Source organism: Janthinobacterium sp. GW823-FHT06H09, assembly GCF_058794735.1.
Window position 1 is genome coordinate 259,029 of the sequence record NZ_JBXAHC010000008.1, and the last position, 18,194, is coordinate 277,222.

At 62.6% G+C, this 18,194-nt stretch carries 9 protein-coding genes; all 9 read left to right on the forward strand.

From position 1 onward, the window contains the following. Positions 1-64: 64 nt before the first annotated feature. The 9 genes from AC1Q6X_RS16065 (at position 65) to AC1Q6X_RS16105 (ending at position 18,150) form a co-directional block, all read left to right on the forward strand. Positions 65-880, forward strand: coding sequence for a taurine ABC transporter ATP-binding protein (locus AC1Q6X_RS16065; protein ID WP_070219220.1), 816 nt, complete (start codon positions 65-67; stop codon positions 878-880). Positions 881-959: 79 nt separating this feature from the next. Beyond that, the gene (locus tag AC1Q6X_RS16070; RefSeq protein ID WP_070219225.1) at positions 960-1,754 is read left to right on the forward strand and encodes an ABC transporter permease subunit; all 795 of its coding nucleotides are present in this window, start codon (positions 960-962) and stop codon (positions 1,752-1,754) included. A 292-nt stretch (positions 1,755-2,046) separates the two neighbouring features. Further along, the gene (locus tag AC1Q6X_RS16075; RefSeq protein ID WP_070219219.1) at positions 2,047-3,480 is read left to right on the forward strand and encodes an amino acid permease; all 1,434 of its coding nucleotides are present in this window, start codon (positions 2,047-2,049) and stop codon (positions 3,478-3,480) included. Further along, a complete protein-coding gene (gene sorA, locus AC1Q6X_RS16080) occupies positions 3,473-4,705 on the forward strand; it encodes a SorA family sulfite dehydrogenase catalytic subunit (RefSeq protein ID WP_492497790.1) in 1,233 nt (410 codons plus the stop codon). The genes AC1Q6X_RS16075 and sorA overlap by 8 nt, the downstream gene beginning before the upstream one ends. 10 nt (positions 4,706-4,715) lie before the next feature. Continuing rightward, the gene (gene sorB, locus AC1Q6X_RS16085; protein WP_492497791.1) at positions 4,716-5,333 is read left to right on the forward strand and encodes a SorB family sulfite dehydrogenase c-type cytochrome subunit; all 618 of its coding nucleotides are present in this window, start codon (positions 4,716-4,718) and stop codon (positions 5,331-5,333) included. Positions 5,334-5,972: 639 nt separating this feature from the next. After that, positions 5,973-7,637: a ShlB/FhaC/HecB family hemolysin secretion/activation protein gene (locus tag AC1Q6X_RS16090; protein WP_492497792.1), complete on the forward strand. Its 1,665-nt coding sequence runs from the start codon at positions 5,973-5,975 to the stop codon at positions 7,635-7,637. A 32-nt stretch (positions 7,638-7,669) separates the two neighbouring features. Further along, a complete protein-coding gene (locus tag AC1Q6X_RS16095) occupies positions 7,670-15,436 on the forward strand; it encodes a YDG domain-containing protein (protein ID WP_492497793.1) in 7,767 nt (2,588 codons plus the stop codon). A 153-nt stretch (positions 15,437-15,589) separates the two neighbouring features. Further along, positions 15,590-16,432, forward strand: coding sequence for a sulfotransferase family protein (locus tag AC1Q6X_RS16100; protein ID WP_070312010.1), 843 nt, complete (start codon positions 15,590-15,592; stop codon positions 16,430-16,432). 290 nt (positions 16,433-16,722) lie between these two features. Beyond that, entirely contained in the window at positions 16,723-18,150 is a 1,428-nt protein-coding gene (locus tag AC1Q6X_RS16105; RefSeq protein WP_492497794.1) for a glycoside hydrolase family 19 protein, read from the forward strand. The last annotated feature ends 44 nt before the right edge of the window (positions 18,151-18,194 follow it).

Sequence of the window (18,194 nt, forward strand, 5' to 3'; positions counted from 1 at the left end):
GCGATGGCGCGCCTGTGGGCGCGCTGACTGAACAGAGTGCGTTGAACAGAACTGTGGGGACACGATGGAAAATCTGTACGTCAAGGATGTCAGCGTGATTTATCCGGGCAAGACGGCCGGTGAACGCGTACATGCCTTAAATAATATCAATCTCACCATCAATAGCGGGGACTTCGTCGTCGCGCTCGGTGCTTCCGGTTGCGGCAAGACAACCTTGCTGAGCCTGATGGCGGGTTTTATCGCCCCGTCCAAGGGTGAAATCATGCTCGGGGACAATAAAGTGGAAGGGCCGGGCGCCGACCGCGGCGTCGTGTTCCAGAAACATGCCTTGCTGCCATGGCTGAACGTGATGGAAAACGTGGAATTCGGCCTGAAGCTGCAAGGCGTGCCGAAAGCCGTGCGGCGCGAACAGGCGGCGAAAAACCTGGCGCTGGTCGGCTTGAAGGACTTTCACGACAATATGATTTATCAATTGTCGGGCGGTATGCAGCAAAGGGTGGGCATCGCCCGCGCCCTGACCAGCAATCCCGCCATGCTGCTGATGGATGAACCGATGGCGGCGCTCGATGCGCTGACGCGCGAAACCATCCAGGAATTGCTGCTCGATATCTGGGCCAAGTCCAGCACCATGTTCTTCTTCATTACCCACAGCGTCGACGAGGCGCTGTTCCTGGCGAACCGGCTGATCGTCATGTCGCCCCGTCCGGGCCGTATCACGCACACGTATGAACTCGATTTCAACAAGCGCTTCCTCGAATGCCGCGATGCGCGTGCCGTGAAATCGAGCCCGGACTTCATCAAGATGCGCGAAACCGTGCTCAACATCATTTATGGCGACGAGCGCGCCGTCAATAAAGAGCTGGAGGTGTCCCATGCATAGCCCATCCGTCGTGGGATTTCCTCCCATCACCGCCAAGCGCGCCGGCTTTTTTGGCCGCCTGTTCGCTCCCCGCTGCGCCATGCCTGGCGAAGCGTTCGGCGCGCCGGGGCAGGGCAATTCCAGCCGCATCGCCACCGTTACCGTCATCGCCGTGCTCTTGCTGTGGTTTGGCGTGACGGCCAGCGGCCTCGTGAAACCGCTGTTCCTGCCGTCGCCGCAAGCTGTCTATGAAAAATTCATCATGGCAGCCACCACCGGTTTCGGCGGCGCCACCCTGTGGGAACACACGGTCGCCAGTCTGGTGCGCGTGTTCGGCGCCTTTGGCCTGGCTTGCCTGTTTGCCATCCCCGTCGGCGTGATGATGGGCGTGAACCGCGTGGCGCGCGGCATCTTCGATCCCTTGATCGAGTTCTACCGTCCGCTGCCGCCCCTCGCTTACTTGCCACTGGTCATCATCTGGTTCGGCATCGGCGAGTTTTCGAAGGTCTACCTGATCTTCCTGGCCATCTTTGCGCCGATGGCCATCGCGGCCCGCGCCGGCGTCAGCTCCGTGTCGCTGGAGCAAATCCACGCCGCGTACTCGATGGGCGCCACCCGTTTCCAGGTCATCGTGCACGTGATCCTGCGCGCCGCGATTCCGGAAATCCTCACCGGCATGCGCATCGGCATCGGCGTGGGCTGGACCACGCTGGTGGCGGGCGAGATGGTGGCAGCCACGCGCGGCCTCGGCTACATGGTGCTGAGCGCCTCCGAGTTCCTCGCCAGCGACGTCGTGATCATGGGCATTATCGTGATCGGCTTCTTCGCTTTCCTGTTTGATTTGATGATGCGCTACCTCGAACGTACCCTCGTGCCATGGAAGGGCAAGGTGTAAGACGTTCCCGGGAGTGGCGCTAATGCCACAAGTGTTGCCGCCGCTCCCATTTTTTAACCAGCAATAACTGAGCCATACCCCGTACGTATCCTCCAGCGCGCTTGCCCCTTGGGCACCGCGCCGGGCCGCTGCATTTCCAGATTGACTTATGGCATGCAGCCAACCAGACTGATTTGATGATGTATCGATGCTGCTTGACGGTGTTGCCCAAATAAAACAAAGCCGCGCGGCAGGAACCGGCCGCAGCAGGCGAGGGCGCACCGGGCTTCAGAGATTTTCAGGAGACAAAAACATGATTAGCGAATCGCATAACAGTACCGGCTTGCAGCACTCGCTGAAGCAACGCCACATGAGCATGATCGCCATCGGCGGCGTGATCGGCGCCGGCCTCTTTGTCGGCAGCGGCGTCATCGCCAAGGCTGCCGGCCCGGCCGCCATCCTATCCTTCCTGCTCACGGGCGGCCTGGTCGTCCTGATCATGCGCATGCTGGGCGAGCTGGCCTCGTCCCTGCCCGTGGTCGGCTCCTTTTACGAATACGCGCGCCTGGCCTTCGACGACAAGCCGAAAGTCTCGAAATTCCTCGGCTTCATGAGCGGCTGGATGTACTGGTATTTCTGGGTCGTCGTCGTGGCGCTGGAAGCCATCGCCGGCGCCAAGCTGGTCAACTTCTGGCTGCCCGACGTGCCTTCGTGGGCCATCAGCCTGGTCTTGCTCGTGTCGATGACGGTGCTCAACCTGTTCTCGGTGAAAGCCTTCGGCGAATTCGAGTTCTGGTTCGCCTCGATCAAGGTGGTCGCCATCGTCGTCTTCCTGTTCGTCGGCGCCCTGTTCATCACGGGCAGCTTGCCTAACAGCATCCCAAGCCTGGGCTTTTTGACCAGCCATGGCGGCTTCATGCCGCACGGCTGGGGCCCCGTGCTCAGCGGCGCCGTCGCTGCCACGGCCTTTTATTCGGGCGCCGAGATCGTCACCATCGCGGCCGCCGAAACGTCGGACCCGGCCAAGGCCATCGCCCGCGCCACCAATTCCGTCGTCATGCGCGTGCTGATGTTTTATGTGGGGTCCATGTTCGTCGTCGTCTGCATCGTGCCCTGGGATTCGCCGGCCATCGCCACGCCTTTCGTCAGCGCCCTGACCGTCATGAACATCCCGTACGCGGCCCACATCATGAACGCCATCATTTTGACGGCCGTGCTGTCGGCCCTGAACTCCAGCCTGTACGCCTCGTCGCGCATGATCTTCGCGCTGACGCGCCGTGGCGACGCGCCCACGGGCCTGGTCAAGCTGAGCAAGAACGGCGTACCGATTCGCGCCATCCTGTTCAGCACCTTGTTTGCCTACTTCGCCATTGCTGTCTCGTATGTATCGGCCGACCTGGTCTTCCCCTTCATCGTCAACTCCTACGGCATCCTGATCCTGTTCGTGTACTTGCTCATTGCGATATCTCAATTGCGTTTGCGCCGCCGCCTGGAACGCGAATGCCCGGAACGCATCAAGGTGCGCATGTGGCTGTTTCCCTATCTGACGTATTTCACCATCTTCGCCATGCTGGTGATCCTCGGCGCCATGAGCGTGTCGTCCGATACGGAGCAGCGCGTGTCGTTCTGGTTCGGCCTGTTGAGCGTGGCCATCATGAGCGTCATGTACTACATCAAGAAACTGGTCAACGATGACCGCAACGGCGGCGAAGCGGCCGACACCAAAGTGGAGCTCAAACATGTCTGATACGACTTTGTTGCCCGCCAACCGGCGCCGCTTCCTGCGCACGACGGCCGCCCTGGGCGCCGCCGCCGTGGCGGGGCCTGGGTCAGCCTTGGCTGCCTCCGCTTCCCTTACTTTGCCGTTTGAAAACGGCGAGCGCGAACTGGTGGCCTTCCCGCAAAAGCGCCCGCTGATCCTGCTGACCAGCCGACCGCCCCAGCTGGAAACGCCGTTCAGCGTGTTCAATGAAGGCGCGATTACCCCCAACGACGCGTTCTTCGTGCGCTATCACTGGAGCGGCCTGCCCACCAGCATCGATGGCGGCAGCTACCGGCTGCGCATCGCCGGCCTCGTCAAGACGCCGCTCGAGCTGTCGCTGGCGGAACTGAAACAGCTGGCCGACCCCGTCGACGTGGTGGCCGTGACGCAATGTTCGGGCAACAGCCGCGGCTTCTTCGCCCCGCGCGCGAATGGCGGGCAGCTGGGCAATGGCGCCATGGGCAATGCCCGCTGGACGGGCGTCCCCCTGAAAACCGTGCTGGAAAAGGCCGGCATCGCGGCCAGTGCCGTGCAGGTGGCCTTCAACGGCCTGGAAACGCCGCCCGTGGGCGACGGCCCCGACTTCCAGAAAGCCTTGTCCGTCGAGCACATCATGGCCGGCGACGTCCTGCTGGCCTGGGCCATGAATGGCGAAGACATCCCGTTCCTCAACGGCTATCCGCTGCGCCTGATCGTGCCGGGCTTCTATGGCACTTACTGGGTCAAGCACCTGAGCGACATCACGGTGCTCGACAAGCCGTTTGACGGCTTCTGGATGAGCACGGGCTACCGTATCCCCGACAACGGTTCCGGCTTCATCGAGCCGGGGACACCGGTGGGCAAGACGACGCCGATCAGCCGCCTCAACGTGCGCTCCTTCATCACCAGCGTGCAAGATGGCGCGCAAGTGAAGGCGGGGCGCGACCTGGCCTTGCGCGGCATCGCCTTCGATGGCGGGCAGGGCATCAGCGAGGTGACCGTGTCGGCAGACGGCGGCCAGACGTGGCAGGAAGCAACGCTGGGCAAGGACCTGGGACGTTTCTCGTTCCGCGAGTGGACGATGGTCATGAAGGCGCCGCGCAAGGGCAAGCATGTGCTGATGGTGCGCGCCGTCAACCGCATCGGCCAGAGCCAGCCGATGAAAGCCCTGTGGAATCCCATGGGTTATATGCGCAACGTGGTGGAAACCACGCGCATTCAGGCAGTGTGAGGAGAACCAGATGCTGATCAGAACACTTGCCACCACCGTGGCCTTGATGCTTGCCGGCAGCGCTGGCGCGCTGGAAATCCAGCTGCCGCCCGAAACGGCGGCCTATAAACCCAGCGAATTGCCCGGCTACCAGCTGGTGCAGCGCAACTGCATGACGTGCCACGCGGCCCAGTATGCATCGAGCCAGCCGCCCGCCTCGCCGCGCGCCTACTGGGAAGCGACCGTCAAGAAGATGAAAAAACCGTTCGGCGCCCAGTTTGACGACGCGGACATGCCGGCCATGGTCGACTACCTGGTGAAAACCTATGGCGCGGAGCGGGGCGCCGCCGCGCCTGCCGCCGCAGTGAAACCCGTCGCAGCCGCTGTTCTTGCCGCCAGCGGCAAGGATGTGAAAACCTTGCTGGCGGCGAACGGCTGCATGGCATGCCACGCCCTCGACCAGAAGGTGGTCGGACCCGGCTTTGCGGAAGTGGCCGCCCGATACAAGGGCCAGGACAGCGTCGCTGCCGTGGCGGCCAACATCCGCAATGGCGGGGCCGGCAAATGGGGCCCCGTGCCCATGCCGCCATTCAGCCAGCTCAGCGTAGCCGATGCGGCCACGCTGGCCAAATATGTGCTGTCCAGATAAGACCCGGCCAGCGCGGCCGCGTCGCTGATCTTCTCTTCCTTTCCGCCGGCATCCGGCGTGGCCGATGCCTGCCACGCCGGTTTTCCTCGCCGCGATCATATGCGCCGCCCGCTCCCCGCGTGGCCGCCATAAATAAGTTTCCATTCCTAATATTTATTCATTGATTATCTATTTTTTGCAAGAATGTGACATGTTAATTTGCAGCAAAAAAGTGTGTCATCAGATGAACATGCACATATGTAAAAAATAACATTGTTTTATATTGTGATAATGCCAATCTCTTGTTCATTTCGCATCCATGGCGCGCTCATGGAATAGCATGTCGATAGTGACAGCGATGCAATTTTGTTGTGTTATGACAACGAATTTCTTGCCGGAAAGGCGCATTTTCACGGTGTTTTGCGAATTTTAAGGGCATCGCTGTCGAGACCGCACCAATGTGGTGAAAGAGCTCATCAGATAGGTATTTTCTCGCCTGATGACGGGCTAAAATGGGTCAATGTTGCTGAGGGGAATTTATTTTTTTGTTGTCATTGTATTTGACAATGATGCTAAAAAAATACGTCCTTTGCAGCTCTTGTATTCCCCGTCAGCACAGCCGCCAGCGGCTTGCCTGGCGCGGGCGCGCCGCCTGAAAGGATGACCTTGAACACCACATTACTTCCATTGACCTTGCTGGCGCTGATCCAGACCGCCTGGGCCGTCGATCCTCCGGGCGCAGGCAGCCAGCTGCAGCAGATTCCCGCCGCGCCCCAGCTGCCGAAAGCGCCGCCAGCCATCCGCGTACAGCAGGGCAATGTGTCGGCCACGACGGTGGGCGATACCACGCGCATCACCGTACAGCGCCTGCGGATCACGGCGCCGCCCGTCTTTGCCGAAAGCGAACTGGTCGCCCCCACGGGTTTCGTGCCCGGGAGCGAGCTGACCCTGGGCGAATTGCGCACCATGGCGTCAAAAATTGCCAGTTATTACCAGAACCATGGCTATTTTCTTGCGCAGGCCTATCTGCCGGCGCAGGATATCGAGGATGGCGTCGTCGCCATCGACGTGCTGCCGGGCCGTTATGGTCAGGTGCAGCTGCGCAATCAGAGCACGCTGTCCGACGGCCTGGCCGGCACGATACTGGCCGGGCTCGACGGGCAAGTGATCGCCACGCCGCCGCTGGAGCGGCGCTTGCTGCTGCTGTCGGACTTGCCGGGCGTGCAGGTGAGCTCGACCCTGGCGCCGGGGGCGTCCTTGGGCGCGTCCGACCTGATCGTCGACGTGCAGCCCGGTTCGCGTTTCAACGGCAGCATCGACCTGGATAACCAGGGCAACCGCTACACGGGCCGCAACCGCATCGGCGCCACCCTGAACATCAACGAGCTAGCCGGCATAGGCGACGTGGCCACCGTGCGCGCCTTCACTTCGGCCGATGGCTTGAACTACGGCCGCCTGGCCTATCAGGGACAGGCTGGCCTGTTGCGCCTGGGCGGCGCCTACACGTATATGGATTACAAGCTGGGCAAGGAATTTGCCGTGCTCGACGCCAAGGGAACGGCGAAGATCGCCAGCGCGTATGCCAGTTATCCGCTGATCCGCTCGCGCAGCAACAATCTGTATGCGCAAGTGAGCTACGACGACAAGACATTCCAGGACAGGACGGAATCGACGGGCAGCGTCAACGACAAGACAGCCAAGGTGTGGATGCTGAACCTGAATGGCGATGGCAAGGACGGCTGGGGCGGCGGTGGCGTGAGCACGTATTCGGTGACCTACACCACGGGCAAGATCGATATCGAGACGCCGGTGGCCTTGCTGATCGATCAGCTGACGGTGAAAAGCAACGGCCACTTCAACAAGCTTGCCTTCAATGCGGCGCGCGTGCAAAGCCTGGGCGGCGAGACCAGCTTGTTCGGCGTGATCAGCGGCCAGGCAGCCTCGAAAAACCTCGATGTTTCCGAAAAGATGGGCATCGGCGGCGTGGGCGGCGTGCGCGCCTATCCGGGCGGCGAGGCGTATGGCGACCAGGGCTATGTGCTGAATGTGGAATTGCGCCAAAACATCACGGCGTTCACGGCGTTTCCCGGCCAGCTGCAGGTGCTGGCCTTTGCCGACACGGGCACCGTCAAGCTGAACCGCGACGCCTGGGGCGCGGGCGAGAACCGCCGCACCCTGAGCGGCGCCGGCGTGGGCGTGACGTGGACGGGCGCCAATGCGCTCGTCCTGAAGGCGTATTACGCGCACAAGCTGGGCAATGCCAAGGCGACTTCCGCACCGGATGCGGCAGGCCGTTTCTGGCTGCAAGCCATTAAATACTTCTAATTAAGACAAGTTAATAGAATCAGGACACTGCCATGAACCGCATCTACCGCTCCATCTGGAACCAGGCCACCGGCGCCTACGCCGCCGTTTCCGAAAACGTCAAATCCGCCGGCAAGCGCTCGCTGCCCGGATGCAGCGGGGGCGGGGCGCATTTTGCCTTGACCGGCATGGCGGCGGCGCTGATGCTCGGTTATGGCTCCTTGGCGCTGGCGGGGCCGGCGGGCGGCACGGTGGTGGCGGGCCAGGCAACGATCAATGGCGCACCGGGCGCCACGGTGATCAGGCAGGGCAGCCAGAACGCCGTGATCAACTGGGCCAGTTTCAATATCGGCAAGGGCGAATCGGTGCAGTTCCAGCAGCCCAACAGCAACGCGGTGGCCCTGAACCGCGTGCTGGGCGGCGACGGTACTACCATCCTGGGCAACTTGTCGGCCAACGGCAAGGTGTTCATCGTCAATCCGAACGGCATCCTGTTCGGCCAGGGCGCGTCCGTGAACACGGCCGGGCTGGTGGCGTCCACCCTGGACATCAGCAACGCCGACTTCATGGCGGGCAAGTACCAGTTTTCCGGCAATGGCACGGGGAAAGTCCTGAACCAGGGCAGCATCAGCGCGCCGGGCGGCTATGTGGCCCTGCTGGGCGCGCACGTCTCGAATGAAGGCACGATCCAGGCACGTCTGGGTTCTGTAGCCCTGGCGGCGGGCAAGGCGATCACCCTGGACGTGGCCGGTGACGGCTTGCTCAATGTGGCCGTCAACGCAGGCGCCGTGGGCGCTTTGGTCAACAATGGCGGCCTGATCCAGGCCGACGGCGGCAGCGTGGTGCTCACGGCGCAGGCGGCGGGCGACTTGCTGAAAACCGCCGTCAACAACACGGGCGTGATCGAGGCGCACACGATAGCCACGCGCGGCGGCACAATCAAATTGCTGGGCGACATGCAAAGCGGCACGGTGAACGCGGCCGGCACCCTGGACGCCAGCGCGTCCGACGGCGGCAATGGCGGCTTCATCGATACGTCGGCCGCGCACGTGAAGATCGACGATGCGTTGAAGGTGACGACGGCATCGAGCAAGGGCCTGGCCGGCACCTGGCTGATCGACCCGACCGACTTCAATATCGCCGTTTCCGGCGGCGACATGACGGGTGCTTTCCTGAGCAACTCCTTGAAATCGGGCAATGTGCAAATCCAGAGCGTGTCGGGCGGCAGCGGCACGCAGGGCAACATCAACGTCAACGACAACATCAACTGGACCGCCAACAAGCTGACCCTGACGGCACAGAACAACATCAACATCAACAAGGCCATGCGCGGCGCAGGCACGGCCAGCCTGGCGCTCGAATACGGCCAGAGCGGGGTCGCCGCCGGCAATCTGTCGACGTACAACGTCAAGGCCGAAGTGGATTTGCCATCGGGCAATAACTTCAGCACCAAGCTGGGCAGCAATGGCAGCGTGACCGTGTATCAGGTGATCAACAGCCTGGGCGCCTTCAACAGCACCACTGGCAGCGACGTGCAGGGCATGCAGGGCAATTTGTCCGGCAAGTACGTGCTGGGCAGCAATATCGATGCGCGCGGCACCTCCGGCTGGGATGGCGGCAAGGGATTTGCGCCCATCGGCAGCGATGCGGCACCTTTCACGGGCACGCTCGATGGCCTGGGCCATGAAATCGTGGGATTGACGATCAACCGCCCTGACGTGCCCGTCGGCATGTTCGGCAATATCGGCGCTGCCGCTGCCGTGCGCAATATGGGTTTTAGCGGCGTCAGCGTTGCCGGATCGGCCGCCAACTATAGCAGCACCTATGCGGGCATAGGCGCACTGGCTGCCGTCAACAGCGGCAAGATCGATAATGTGTATAGCATTGGTGCCGTGAGCGGCTCCGGTTATGTCAATCTGGGCGGCCTGGTGGGCATCAATGCCGGAACGATCAGCAATAGCCGCGTCTCCGGCACGGTCGTCTCCGCGGGCGATCCCGGGCCGGGCGGCTACGGCGCGGCAGGCGGCTTTGTGGGCCTCAACGCCGTAGGCGGCTTGATCAAGAACAGTTCCAGCTCCGCCACCACCAGCTCCACGCGCTACGTGGCGGCCGGGCTGGTGGTCACCAACTCCGGTGCGATCAGCGATAGCTATGCGACGGGCACCGTGAACGCAGGAGCCAACTATGGAGGCGGCCTGGTCAGCTTTAATAATGGCAGTATCAGCAATAGTTACGCGACCGGCGCGATGAACGCCTCGGGCAGTGCCGGCGGCCTGGTGGGGACCAATAACAGCGGCAGCGCGACCATCAGCAATAGCTACGCGACGGGCAAGGTCACCTCCACCGGCGGCTATGTCGGCGGCCTGGTGGGCCTGTTGCGTGGAACCTTGAGCAACAGCTATGCGACGGGCGACGTGCAGACCACCGGGCTGGCCGGCGGCGTGGTCGGTTACAACGTGGGCGGCACCATCACGAATGTCTATACCACCGGCAAGGTGACGGGCGGCGGCGCCAGCGTGGGCGCCATCGTCGGCGAGCACAACGGCGGTAGCGTCAACCGCGCCTATTTTGACAGCACGATCAATTCCGGCCTGAATGGCATCGGCCGAAGCTTCAATGGCGCCACCTCGAATGCGCAAGGGCTGAGCACGGCGCAGATGCTGGTATCGAGTAATTATGTGGGGTTCAATTTCACGGCCACGGGCGGCGCCACCGGCAATAATTGGGTGGCGGTCAGCGCCGACGGCACCCTCAATGGCGCTGCCGGCACGCGCCCCATGCTGGCGTCGGAGTGGTCAAATACCATCAATTCGGCGCACCAGCTGCAATTGATGGCGATGAACAAGACAGCCAGCTACACGCTGGGCAGCAGCTTCAGCGCCGCCACGACGGCGGCCAATGGCCAGGATATCTGGGGAACCACTGGCTTCATCCCCGTCGGCACGGCAGGTTCGGCCTTCACGGGCAGCCTCGACGGCACCGGCCATATCATTTCCAGCCTGACCATTGCCAAGGCGGGCGTGAACAACGTGGGCCTGTTCGGCGCCATCGGCAGCGGCGGGGTGGTGGCGAATGTGGGCTTGTCCGGCGGCAGCGTAGCGGGCGGCACGAATGTGGGCGCCCTGGCCGGCAGCAATGCCGGCACGATCAGCGGCAGCTTTGCCACCAGCGGCGTGACGAGCACGTCCACCGGAGGCGGCCTGGTGGGCAGCAATACGGGCACGGTGGCGGACAGCTATGCCAGCGGGGCCGTGGGCGGCACCAGCATCGTCGGCGGCCTCGTCGGCAGCAATGGCGGCAGCATCGCCAACAGTTATGCGAACGGCAGCGTGAGCGGTTCCAGCAGTGTGGGCGGCTTGGTGGGCGCCAGTACGGGCAGCGCCGCGGGCAGCTATTGGGACACGACGGCCAGCGGCCAGGCGAACAGCATGGGCGGTACCGCCATGACGACGGCGCAGCTGAAAAACCTGTCGAATTACACGGGCGCCGGCTGGGAACTGGCGCAGATGTGGGTGGTCTACGACGGCCAGAGCGCGCCTTTCCTGCGCTCGTTCATGAAGCAGATCGCCGTGCGCGTTTCCTACGACAGCAAGGTGTATGACGGCGTGGCCTACGCAGGCGGCAGCAATAGCGTCACCTACTCGAACACGGTGGATGGCGCCAACCTGCTCGGTACGGTCGTGTATGCGGGCAATGCCGCCGGCGCCGTCAATGCGGGCACCTATGGCGTGTCGGCCAGCGGCCTGTACGCTTCGGGCGGCCAGTCCGGCTACGCCATCAGCTATATCGATGGCGGCTTGTTGATCACGCCCAAGTCCGTCACCCTGAGCGGTGCGGCCGTGGGCGACAAAGTGTATGACGGCACCACCGTGGCCGCCATCAGCGGCACCCTGAACGGCGTGCTGGCGGGCGACCTGGCCAATGTCAGTTCGACCGTGAATGGCACGTTTGCCAGCAAGAATGCCGGCAACGGCATCGCCGTGACGGTCAACGCGGCCCTGGGCGGCAGCGCCGGCGGCAACTATGCGCTGGTGCCCGTGAACGGCTTGACGGGCAATATCAGCAAGGCCACCATCAGCGGCGTGAGCGGCATTGTTGCTGGAAATAAAGTATATGACGGCACTGCCACGGCCAGCCTGAACACGGCGGGCGCCACGTTTGCGGGCATGATCGGTGGCGACAGTCTGAGCGTGTCGGGCGCCAGCGGCAGTTTTGCCGACAAGAACGCGGGCACAGGCAAGACGGTCAGCATCAGCGGCATCGTGCTGGGCGGCACGGATGCCGGCAACTACAACCTGACCGGCACCACGGCCAGCAGCAGCGCCGATATCAGCAAGGCCACCCTCAGCGGCGTGACCGGTATCGTTGCCGGAAATAAGGTGTACGACGGCGGCGTGGCCGCCAGCCTGAACATGGCTGGGGCGTCGTTCACGGGGATGGTGGGCGGCGACAACCTGACGGTCTCGGGCGCCAGCGGCAGTTTTGTCGACAAGAACGCGGGCACAGGCAAGACGGTCAATATCAGCGGCATGGTCCTGGGCGGCACGGATGCTGGTAATTATAATTTCACCAATACTTTGGCCAGCAGCACAGCCAACATCAGCAAGGCCACCATCAGCGGCGTGAGCGGTATTGTTGCTGGAAATAAAGTGTATGACGGCAGCACGGCCGCCAGCCTGGATGCGGCGGGCGCCACGTTCGCGGGCATGATCGGTGGCGACAGCCTGAGCGTGGCGGGCGCCAGCGGCAGTTTTGCCGACAAGAACGCGGGCACAGGCAAGACGGTCAGCATCAGCGGCATCGTGCTGGGCGGCACGGATGCCGGCAACTACAATTTGACCGGCACCACGGCCAGCGGCATAGCCGATATCAGCAAGGCCACCATCAGCGGCGTGACCGGTATCGTTGCCGGAAATAAGGTGTACGACGGCGGCGTGGCCGCCAGCCTGAACATGGCTGGGGCGTCGTTCACGGGGATGGTGGGCGGCGACAACCTGACGGTCTCGGGCGCCAGCGGCAGTTTTGCCGACAAGAACGCCGGAAATGGCAAGACGGTCAATATCAGCGGCATGGTCCTGGGCGGCACGGACGCTGGAAATTATGATTTTACCAACGCCACGACCACCAGCACGGCCAATATCAGCAAGGCCACCATCAGCGGCGTGAGCGGCATTGTTGCTGGAAATAAAGTGTATGACGGCAGCACGGCAGCCAGCCTGGATGCGGCGGGCGCCACGTTTGCGGGCATGATCGGTGGCGACAGCCTGAGCGTGTCGGGCGCCAGCGGCAGTTTTGCCGACAAGAACGCGGGCACAGGCAAGACGGTCAGCATCAGCGGCATCGTGCTGGGCGGCACGGATGCCGGCAACTACAATTTGACCGGCACCACGGCCAGCGGCAGCGCCGATATCAGCAAGGCCACCCTCAGCGGCGTGACCGGTATCGTTGCCGGAAATAAAGTGTATGACGGCAGCACGGCCGTCAGCCTGAATACGGCTGGCGCCGCTTTCAGCGGCATGGCCGGCGGCGACAACCTGACGGTATCGAACGCGACCGCCTCCTTCAGCGACAAGAACGCGGGCAATGGCAAGACGGTCAATGTCAGCGGCATCGTGCTGGGCGGCACGGACGCAGGCAATTACAACCTGGCCAGCGACACGGCCAGCAGCAGTGCCAATATCAGCGCCAAGGCGCTGACGCTGACGGGCTTGACTGGCAACAATAAAGTCTACGACGGCACAGCCAGTGCGAACCTGACCGGCGGCACCCTGAATGGCCTGGTCAATTCGGAAACCCTGGCCTTCACTGTCCAGGGGGCAAGCTACAGCGACAAGAACGCGGGCACGGGCAAGGCCATTACGGTGGGCGGCGTGAGCTTGAGTGACGGCAGCGGCCTGGCCGGCAACTACACGCTGAGTACGCCAAACGGCATGACGGGCGATATCGCGAAGGCAACGATTTCCAGCATCAGCGGTTTGAGCGCCCTGGACAAGATATATAACGGCAACCTCAACGTCAGCCTCAGTCCCGGCCAGGCGGTGATCAACGGCAAGATTGCCGGCGACGATGTGCAATTGTTCAGCGCGAGCGGTGCATTCACGGATAAAAACGTGGGTAGCAACAAGGCCGTCAATATCACGAATATCACCTTGTCCGGCAGCGATCTGGTCAATTATGACTTCCTCAACAATACGGCCAGCGCCACGGCCAGTATCACGCCCAAGGCCGTCACGCTCTCCGGTGTGACTGCCGGCAATAAAGTCTACGATGGCACGACAGCGGCAGTCTTGTCGGGCGGTACCCTGACCGGCATGGTCGCGGATGAAACGCTGGGCTTCAGCGGCGGTGTCGGCAGCTTTAGCGACAAGAATGCCGGTACCGGCAAGGTGGTGACCATCAGCGGCGCCAGCTTGCAGGATGGCACCGGCCTGGCCAGCAATTATGCCTTCAGCAGTCCCGCCAACGTGAACGCCGACATCAGCAAGGCGACCATCAGCGGCGTGACGAACGTGGGCGTCAACAACAAGACCTATGATGGCTCGGCCATGGCCACGCTCAACGGCGCGGCGACCTTCAATGGCATGGTGAACGGCGACAGCCTGACCGTGGCCGGCAACGGCGCCTTCAGCGACAAGAATGCGGGCACGGGCAAGACGGTGGCGGTCAGCGGCATCACCCTCGGCGGCGCCGATGCGGACAACTACAACCTTGCCAGCACGGTTGCCAGTGGCACGGCCAGCATCACGCCGGCGTCCATCAGCGCCATTTCCGGCATCGTGGCGGCAAACAAGGTGTATGACGGCGGCACGGCGGCCAGCCTGAATCTGGCGGGCGCCAGCTTCAATGGCATGGTGGCCGGCGACGTCCTGAGCCTGGCTGGCGGCCCCGTCCTTGGCGCGTTCAGCGACAAGAATGCGGCAACGGGCAAGACCGTGAATATCAGCGGTCTGGGCCTGGCCGGCGCCGATGCGGGCAATTACGTATTGGCCAGCAGCCTGGCCAGCACCACGGCCGATATCACGCCGGCGGCCCTGACTGTCAGCGCCACCGGCATCAACAAGGTGTACGACGCCACCACGAACGCCGTCGTTTTCTTGCGCGACAACCGTATCGGCAATGATCAGCTCAATATTGCCAGCAATGGCGCCAGTTTCAGCAACAAGAATGCGGGCGCGGGCAAGACGGTGACGGTGGCGGGCATACGCCTGAGCGGGGCGGATGCGGGCAATTACGTGGTCAACACCACGGCCAGCACCACGGCCACGATCTCGCAGGCACTGCTGACGGTGAAAGTCGACAATGCGGCAAAAGACCAGGGACGCGCCAATCCCGATTTCAGCGCCAGCTACAGCGGTTTGCTCGGCGGCGACACGCTGGCCGCCGAAGTGAGCGGTCAGCTGGCCTTCGGCACGCCGGCGACGACGGCTTCCGCGGCAGGCAATTATCTGGTCTCCGCCTCGGGCCAGGCGTCGACCAATTACGCCCTGAATTATGTGGACGGCGTGCTGAAAGTCAATCCGACGGAAGCGCTGCAAAGCGCCGTTGCGAACGTGATCGCGGCTGTTGCCGTGGCGCCGTCGCAGGGCAATATGGTGCAGGCCGACATGATCGTCAGCGGCGAGACGGCGCCAGGCAAGCCTGCCGCCGCGCAGGATGCGCCGCGCGAGGGAGAGAAGGGCGGCTCGGGCAGCGCACCGCTGGTGCAACTGGCCGGCAACGTCGTCAGCAATGTCTTGCCAGGCCTGCGCCTGAGCGTGGTGGACAGCGGCTTGCGCTTGCCGGTTGAGGTTTCCGTCGGTACGCGCCAGGACAGCCAGTAAGGTCCGCCGCGTCACCATATGCCGGCGCCGGAGTGCCGCTTCGTGTTTCGAGGCGGCATTTTCATGCCTTCGCATCGTCGCAACACTTTTACAATGGCTGCATCATCCTTGTTTTCCGTCAGAGACGCAGCGCTGAACAGAAAGTACAATCGCATGACATCCCATTTCATCGGCGTGGCAGGCTTGCCACGCGCCGGTTCCACCTTGCTGTGCCAGCTGCTGGCGCAGCATCCCGACTTGCATTGCGAAGGCAATAGCTCGCCCCTGTGCAACGCTTTGCTGGGCATGCGGCGCATGGTCAGCGATGATGCTTTTTTCCTGTCGCAGCTCGACAGTACCTTCGACGCCAGCTACGGCCACCTGAAAACGGCCATGCAGGGCTTTCTGCGCGGCTGGTACCGCGATTGCGGCAAGCAGGGCGTGGTCGACAAGAACCGCGCCTGGCTGCATTGCGTGGAAATGCTGCTGCAGCTGGCGCCGGAAGCGAAGATCATCGTCTGCGTGCGCGAACTGGGCCAGGTCTACGGCTCCATCGAAGCGCAGCACCAGCGCACCATCCTGCTCGATTTTGTCGACCATCTGGCCGACTTCGACCGCCTGGGCCGGGCTGACATGCTGTTTGCCAAGGACCGCACCATCGGTGCTCCCCTGAGCTCCCTGCATGCCGTGCTGGACCTGCCTGCCGAAGTGCAGCAAAAGCTGTATTTCGTGCGCTTCGAAGACTTGATGGCGCGGCCCGTGGAATGCATGTCCCACCTGTACGCGTGGCTGGGCCTGGCACCGTTCCAGATCGATCCGCACGATCTTGCCGTGGGTATCCAGGAAAGCGACAGCCACTACCGCATGAAATACACGCACCGCCAGCAGGCGACGATCAGCGCGCCCGGGCAGCATGCGATTCCGCCGCGCATCCAGGCGCAGATCGAAAGCGCCTATGGCTGGTTTTATGACCTGTATTATCCGCAACACCAACGTGCGGCAACGCCATCGGCCTGAAAACACCTGCGGCAGTGCCAATACCACTTGCCGCAGTGCTGCCGGCGCGGTATTGCCGGCAGTTGTCTTGAAAACGCCTTTTCTTTCTCTTCCCACTCTTCGCTTGCCGCACCGTGGCCGCGCCGCCTGAAGTCACTGGTATTGTAAAAAACACCGTATTATAAAACCACTTGACTACCAATTTTCGGCGTCGCATTCTTGGTGCAGAAAGCCGACGCTTCGCTGTGCTTTCTTTACGTACAACATAAAAAGCTACTTCGATAGTTTTCGTATAACGTTCAGGAGACATTGTGAAGACACGGCAAATTAGCCGGCTGGCCTCGCCCTTGATGGCTGGCCTGCTGGGCAGCGCGCTGCTCGCTTGCGGCGGCAATTCCACCACCGAACCCCCATCGACCCTGCTGGCCGCCACGGCCGCCAGCGACAGTTGCGCAGCCTGGAGCGCCAGCGCCGTCTACACGGCGGGCCAGTGCGCCGTCTACGACGGCAAGGTGTACCGGGCCAAATGGTGGGTGCAGGGCACGGCGCCGAACAACGACCAGTGGGGACCGTGGCGTCTCGATACCACCACGCCGACGCCCACCCCGACGCCTACCCCGACACCGACACCGACACCGACGCCGGGCGTGCCCACCAGGGCCCAGGCCGAGGCGAACGAGGCGGCGCTGACGAACAACGATTTCTTCCGCAAAGTCAAGGCGTCGATCCGCACGCTGGGCAATGCGGCCGTCGAAGCCGTCCAGCCTGGACTGGCCGGCAATCCGCTCAACGTCAAGCGCGTCGAACGTCTGCTGCCGGCGGCGAAGTGGGATTATTATTTTGCCGCGCGCGATACAAGCTATACCTACCAGCGCTTCCTGCAAGCGGTGGCCAAGTTTCCCGCCGTGTGCGACGACTACAGCGACGGGCGCAATGCGGACGCCATCTGCCGCCACAGCCTGGCCACCATGTTCGCCCATTTCGGGCAGGAAACGGGCGACCATAACGCCAGCAGCCCGCTGCCGCAATGGCGCCAGGGCTTGAAGTATTTGCGCGAACTGGGCTGCGACGAGACGGGCGCCGGCTGCGGCTACAACGTCGAGTGCGCCGATCCCGTCTTCAACAAGGTATGGACGTGCGGCAAGAATGCCGACGGCAGCTTCAAGAAGTATTTCGGCCGCGGCGCCAAGCAGCTGTCGTACAACTACAACTACGGCCCGTTCTCGCAAGCGATGCATGACGGCGACCAGTCCGTGCTGCTGAAGAATCCGGACCTTGTCGCCTCGACCTGGCTGAACCTGGCGTCGGCCACGTTCTTCTTTGTCTATCCGCAACCGCCGAAACCATCGATGCTGCACGTGCTCGACGGCACCTGGGTGCCGAACGCGGCCGATACGACGGCAGGCGCGGGCAATAATTTCGCCACCACCATCATGATCATCAACGCCGAATGCGGGCAGGGCACGGAAAAGCAGGCCGCGCAAAACCGTATCGATTACTACAAGCAATTTGCCGCCGACATGGGCTGGGATTATTCCGGCGAACAGCTGTCCTGCGCCAACATGCAACGCTTCACCCCAGCCAGTTCCGCTGCCTACAACATCTATTGGGAAAAGAACTGGAGCGCCGGTGGCGAGAACCAATGCCAGCTGGTCAGCTATCAAACCCCGTACAGCGCCTTGCTGGCGGGGAACTACGTGAAATGCGTGGAAGCCAACTGGAATGTGAAGTTGCAGTAGCAGTAAAGGCAGGAAAGCCGGCCAGGGATAACAGTTGACAAGAG

What these genes read in the sequence shown, in the direction of transcription:
- AC1Q6X_RS16065 (WP_070219220.1), top strand. Translation starts at nt 65, where the DNA reads ATGGAAAATCTGTACGTCAAGGATGTCAGCGTGATTTATCCGGGCAAG.
- AC1Q6X_RS16070 (WP_070219225.1), top strand. Translation starts at nt 960, where the DNA reads ATGCCTGGCGAAGCGTTCGGCGCGCCGGGGCAGGGCAATTCCAGCCGC.
- AC1Q6X_RS16075 (WP_070219219.1), top strand. Translation starts at nt 2,047, where the DNA reads ATGATTAGCGAATCGCATAACAGTACCGGCTTGCAGCACTCGCTGAAG.
- sorA (WP_492497790.1), top strand. Translation starts at nt 3,473, where the DNA reads ATGTCTGATACGACTTTGTTGCCCGCCAACCGGCGCCGCTTCCTGCGC.
- sorB (WP_492497791.1), top strand. Translation starts at nt 4,716, where the DNA reads ATGCTGATCAGAACACTTGCCACCACCGTGGCCTTGATGCTTGCCGGC.
- AC1Q6X_RS16090 (WP_492497792.1), top strand. Translation starts at nt 5,973, where the DNA reads ATGACCTTGAACACCACATTACTTCCATTGACCTTGCTGGCGCTGATC.
- AC1Q6X_RS16095 (WP_492497793.1), top strand. Translation starts at nt 7,670, where the DNA reads ATGAACCGCATCTACCGCTCCATCTGGAACCAGGCCACCGGCGCCTAC.
- AC1Q6X_RS16100 (WP_070312010.1), top strand. Translation starts at nt 15,590, where the DNA reads ATGACATCCCATTTCATCGGCGTGGCAGGCTTGCCACGCGCCGGTTCC.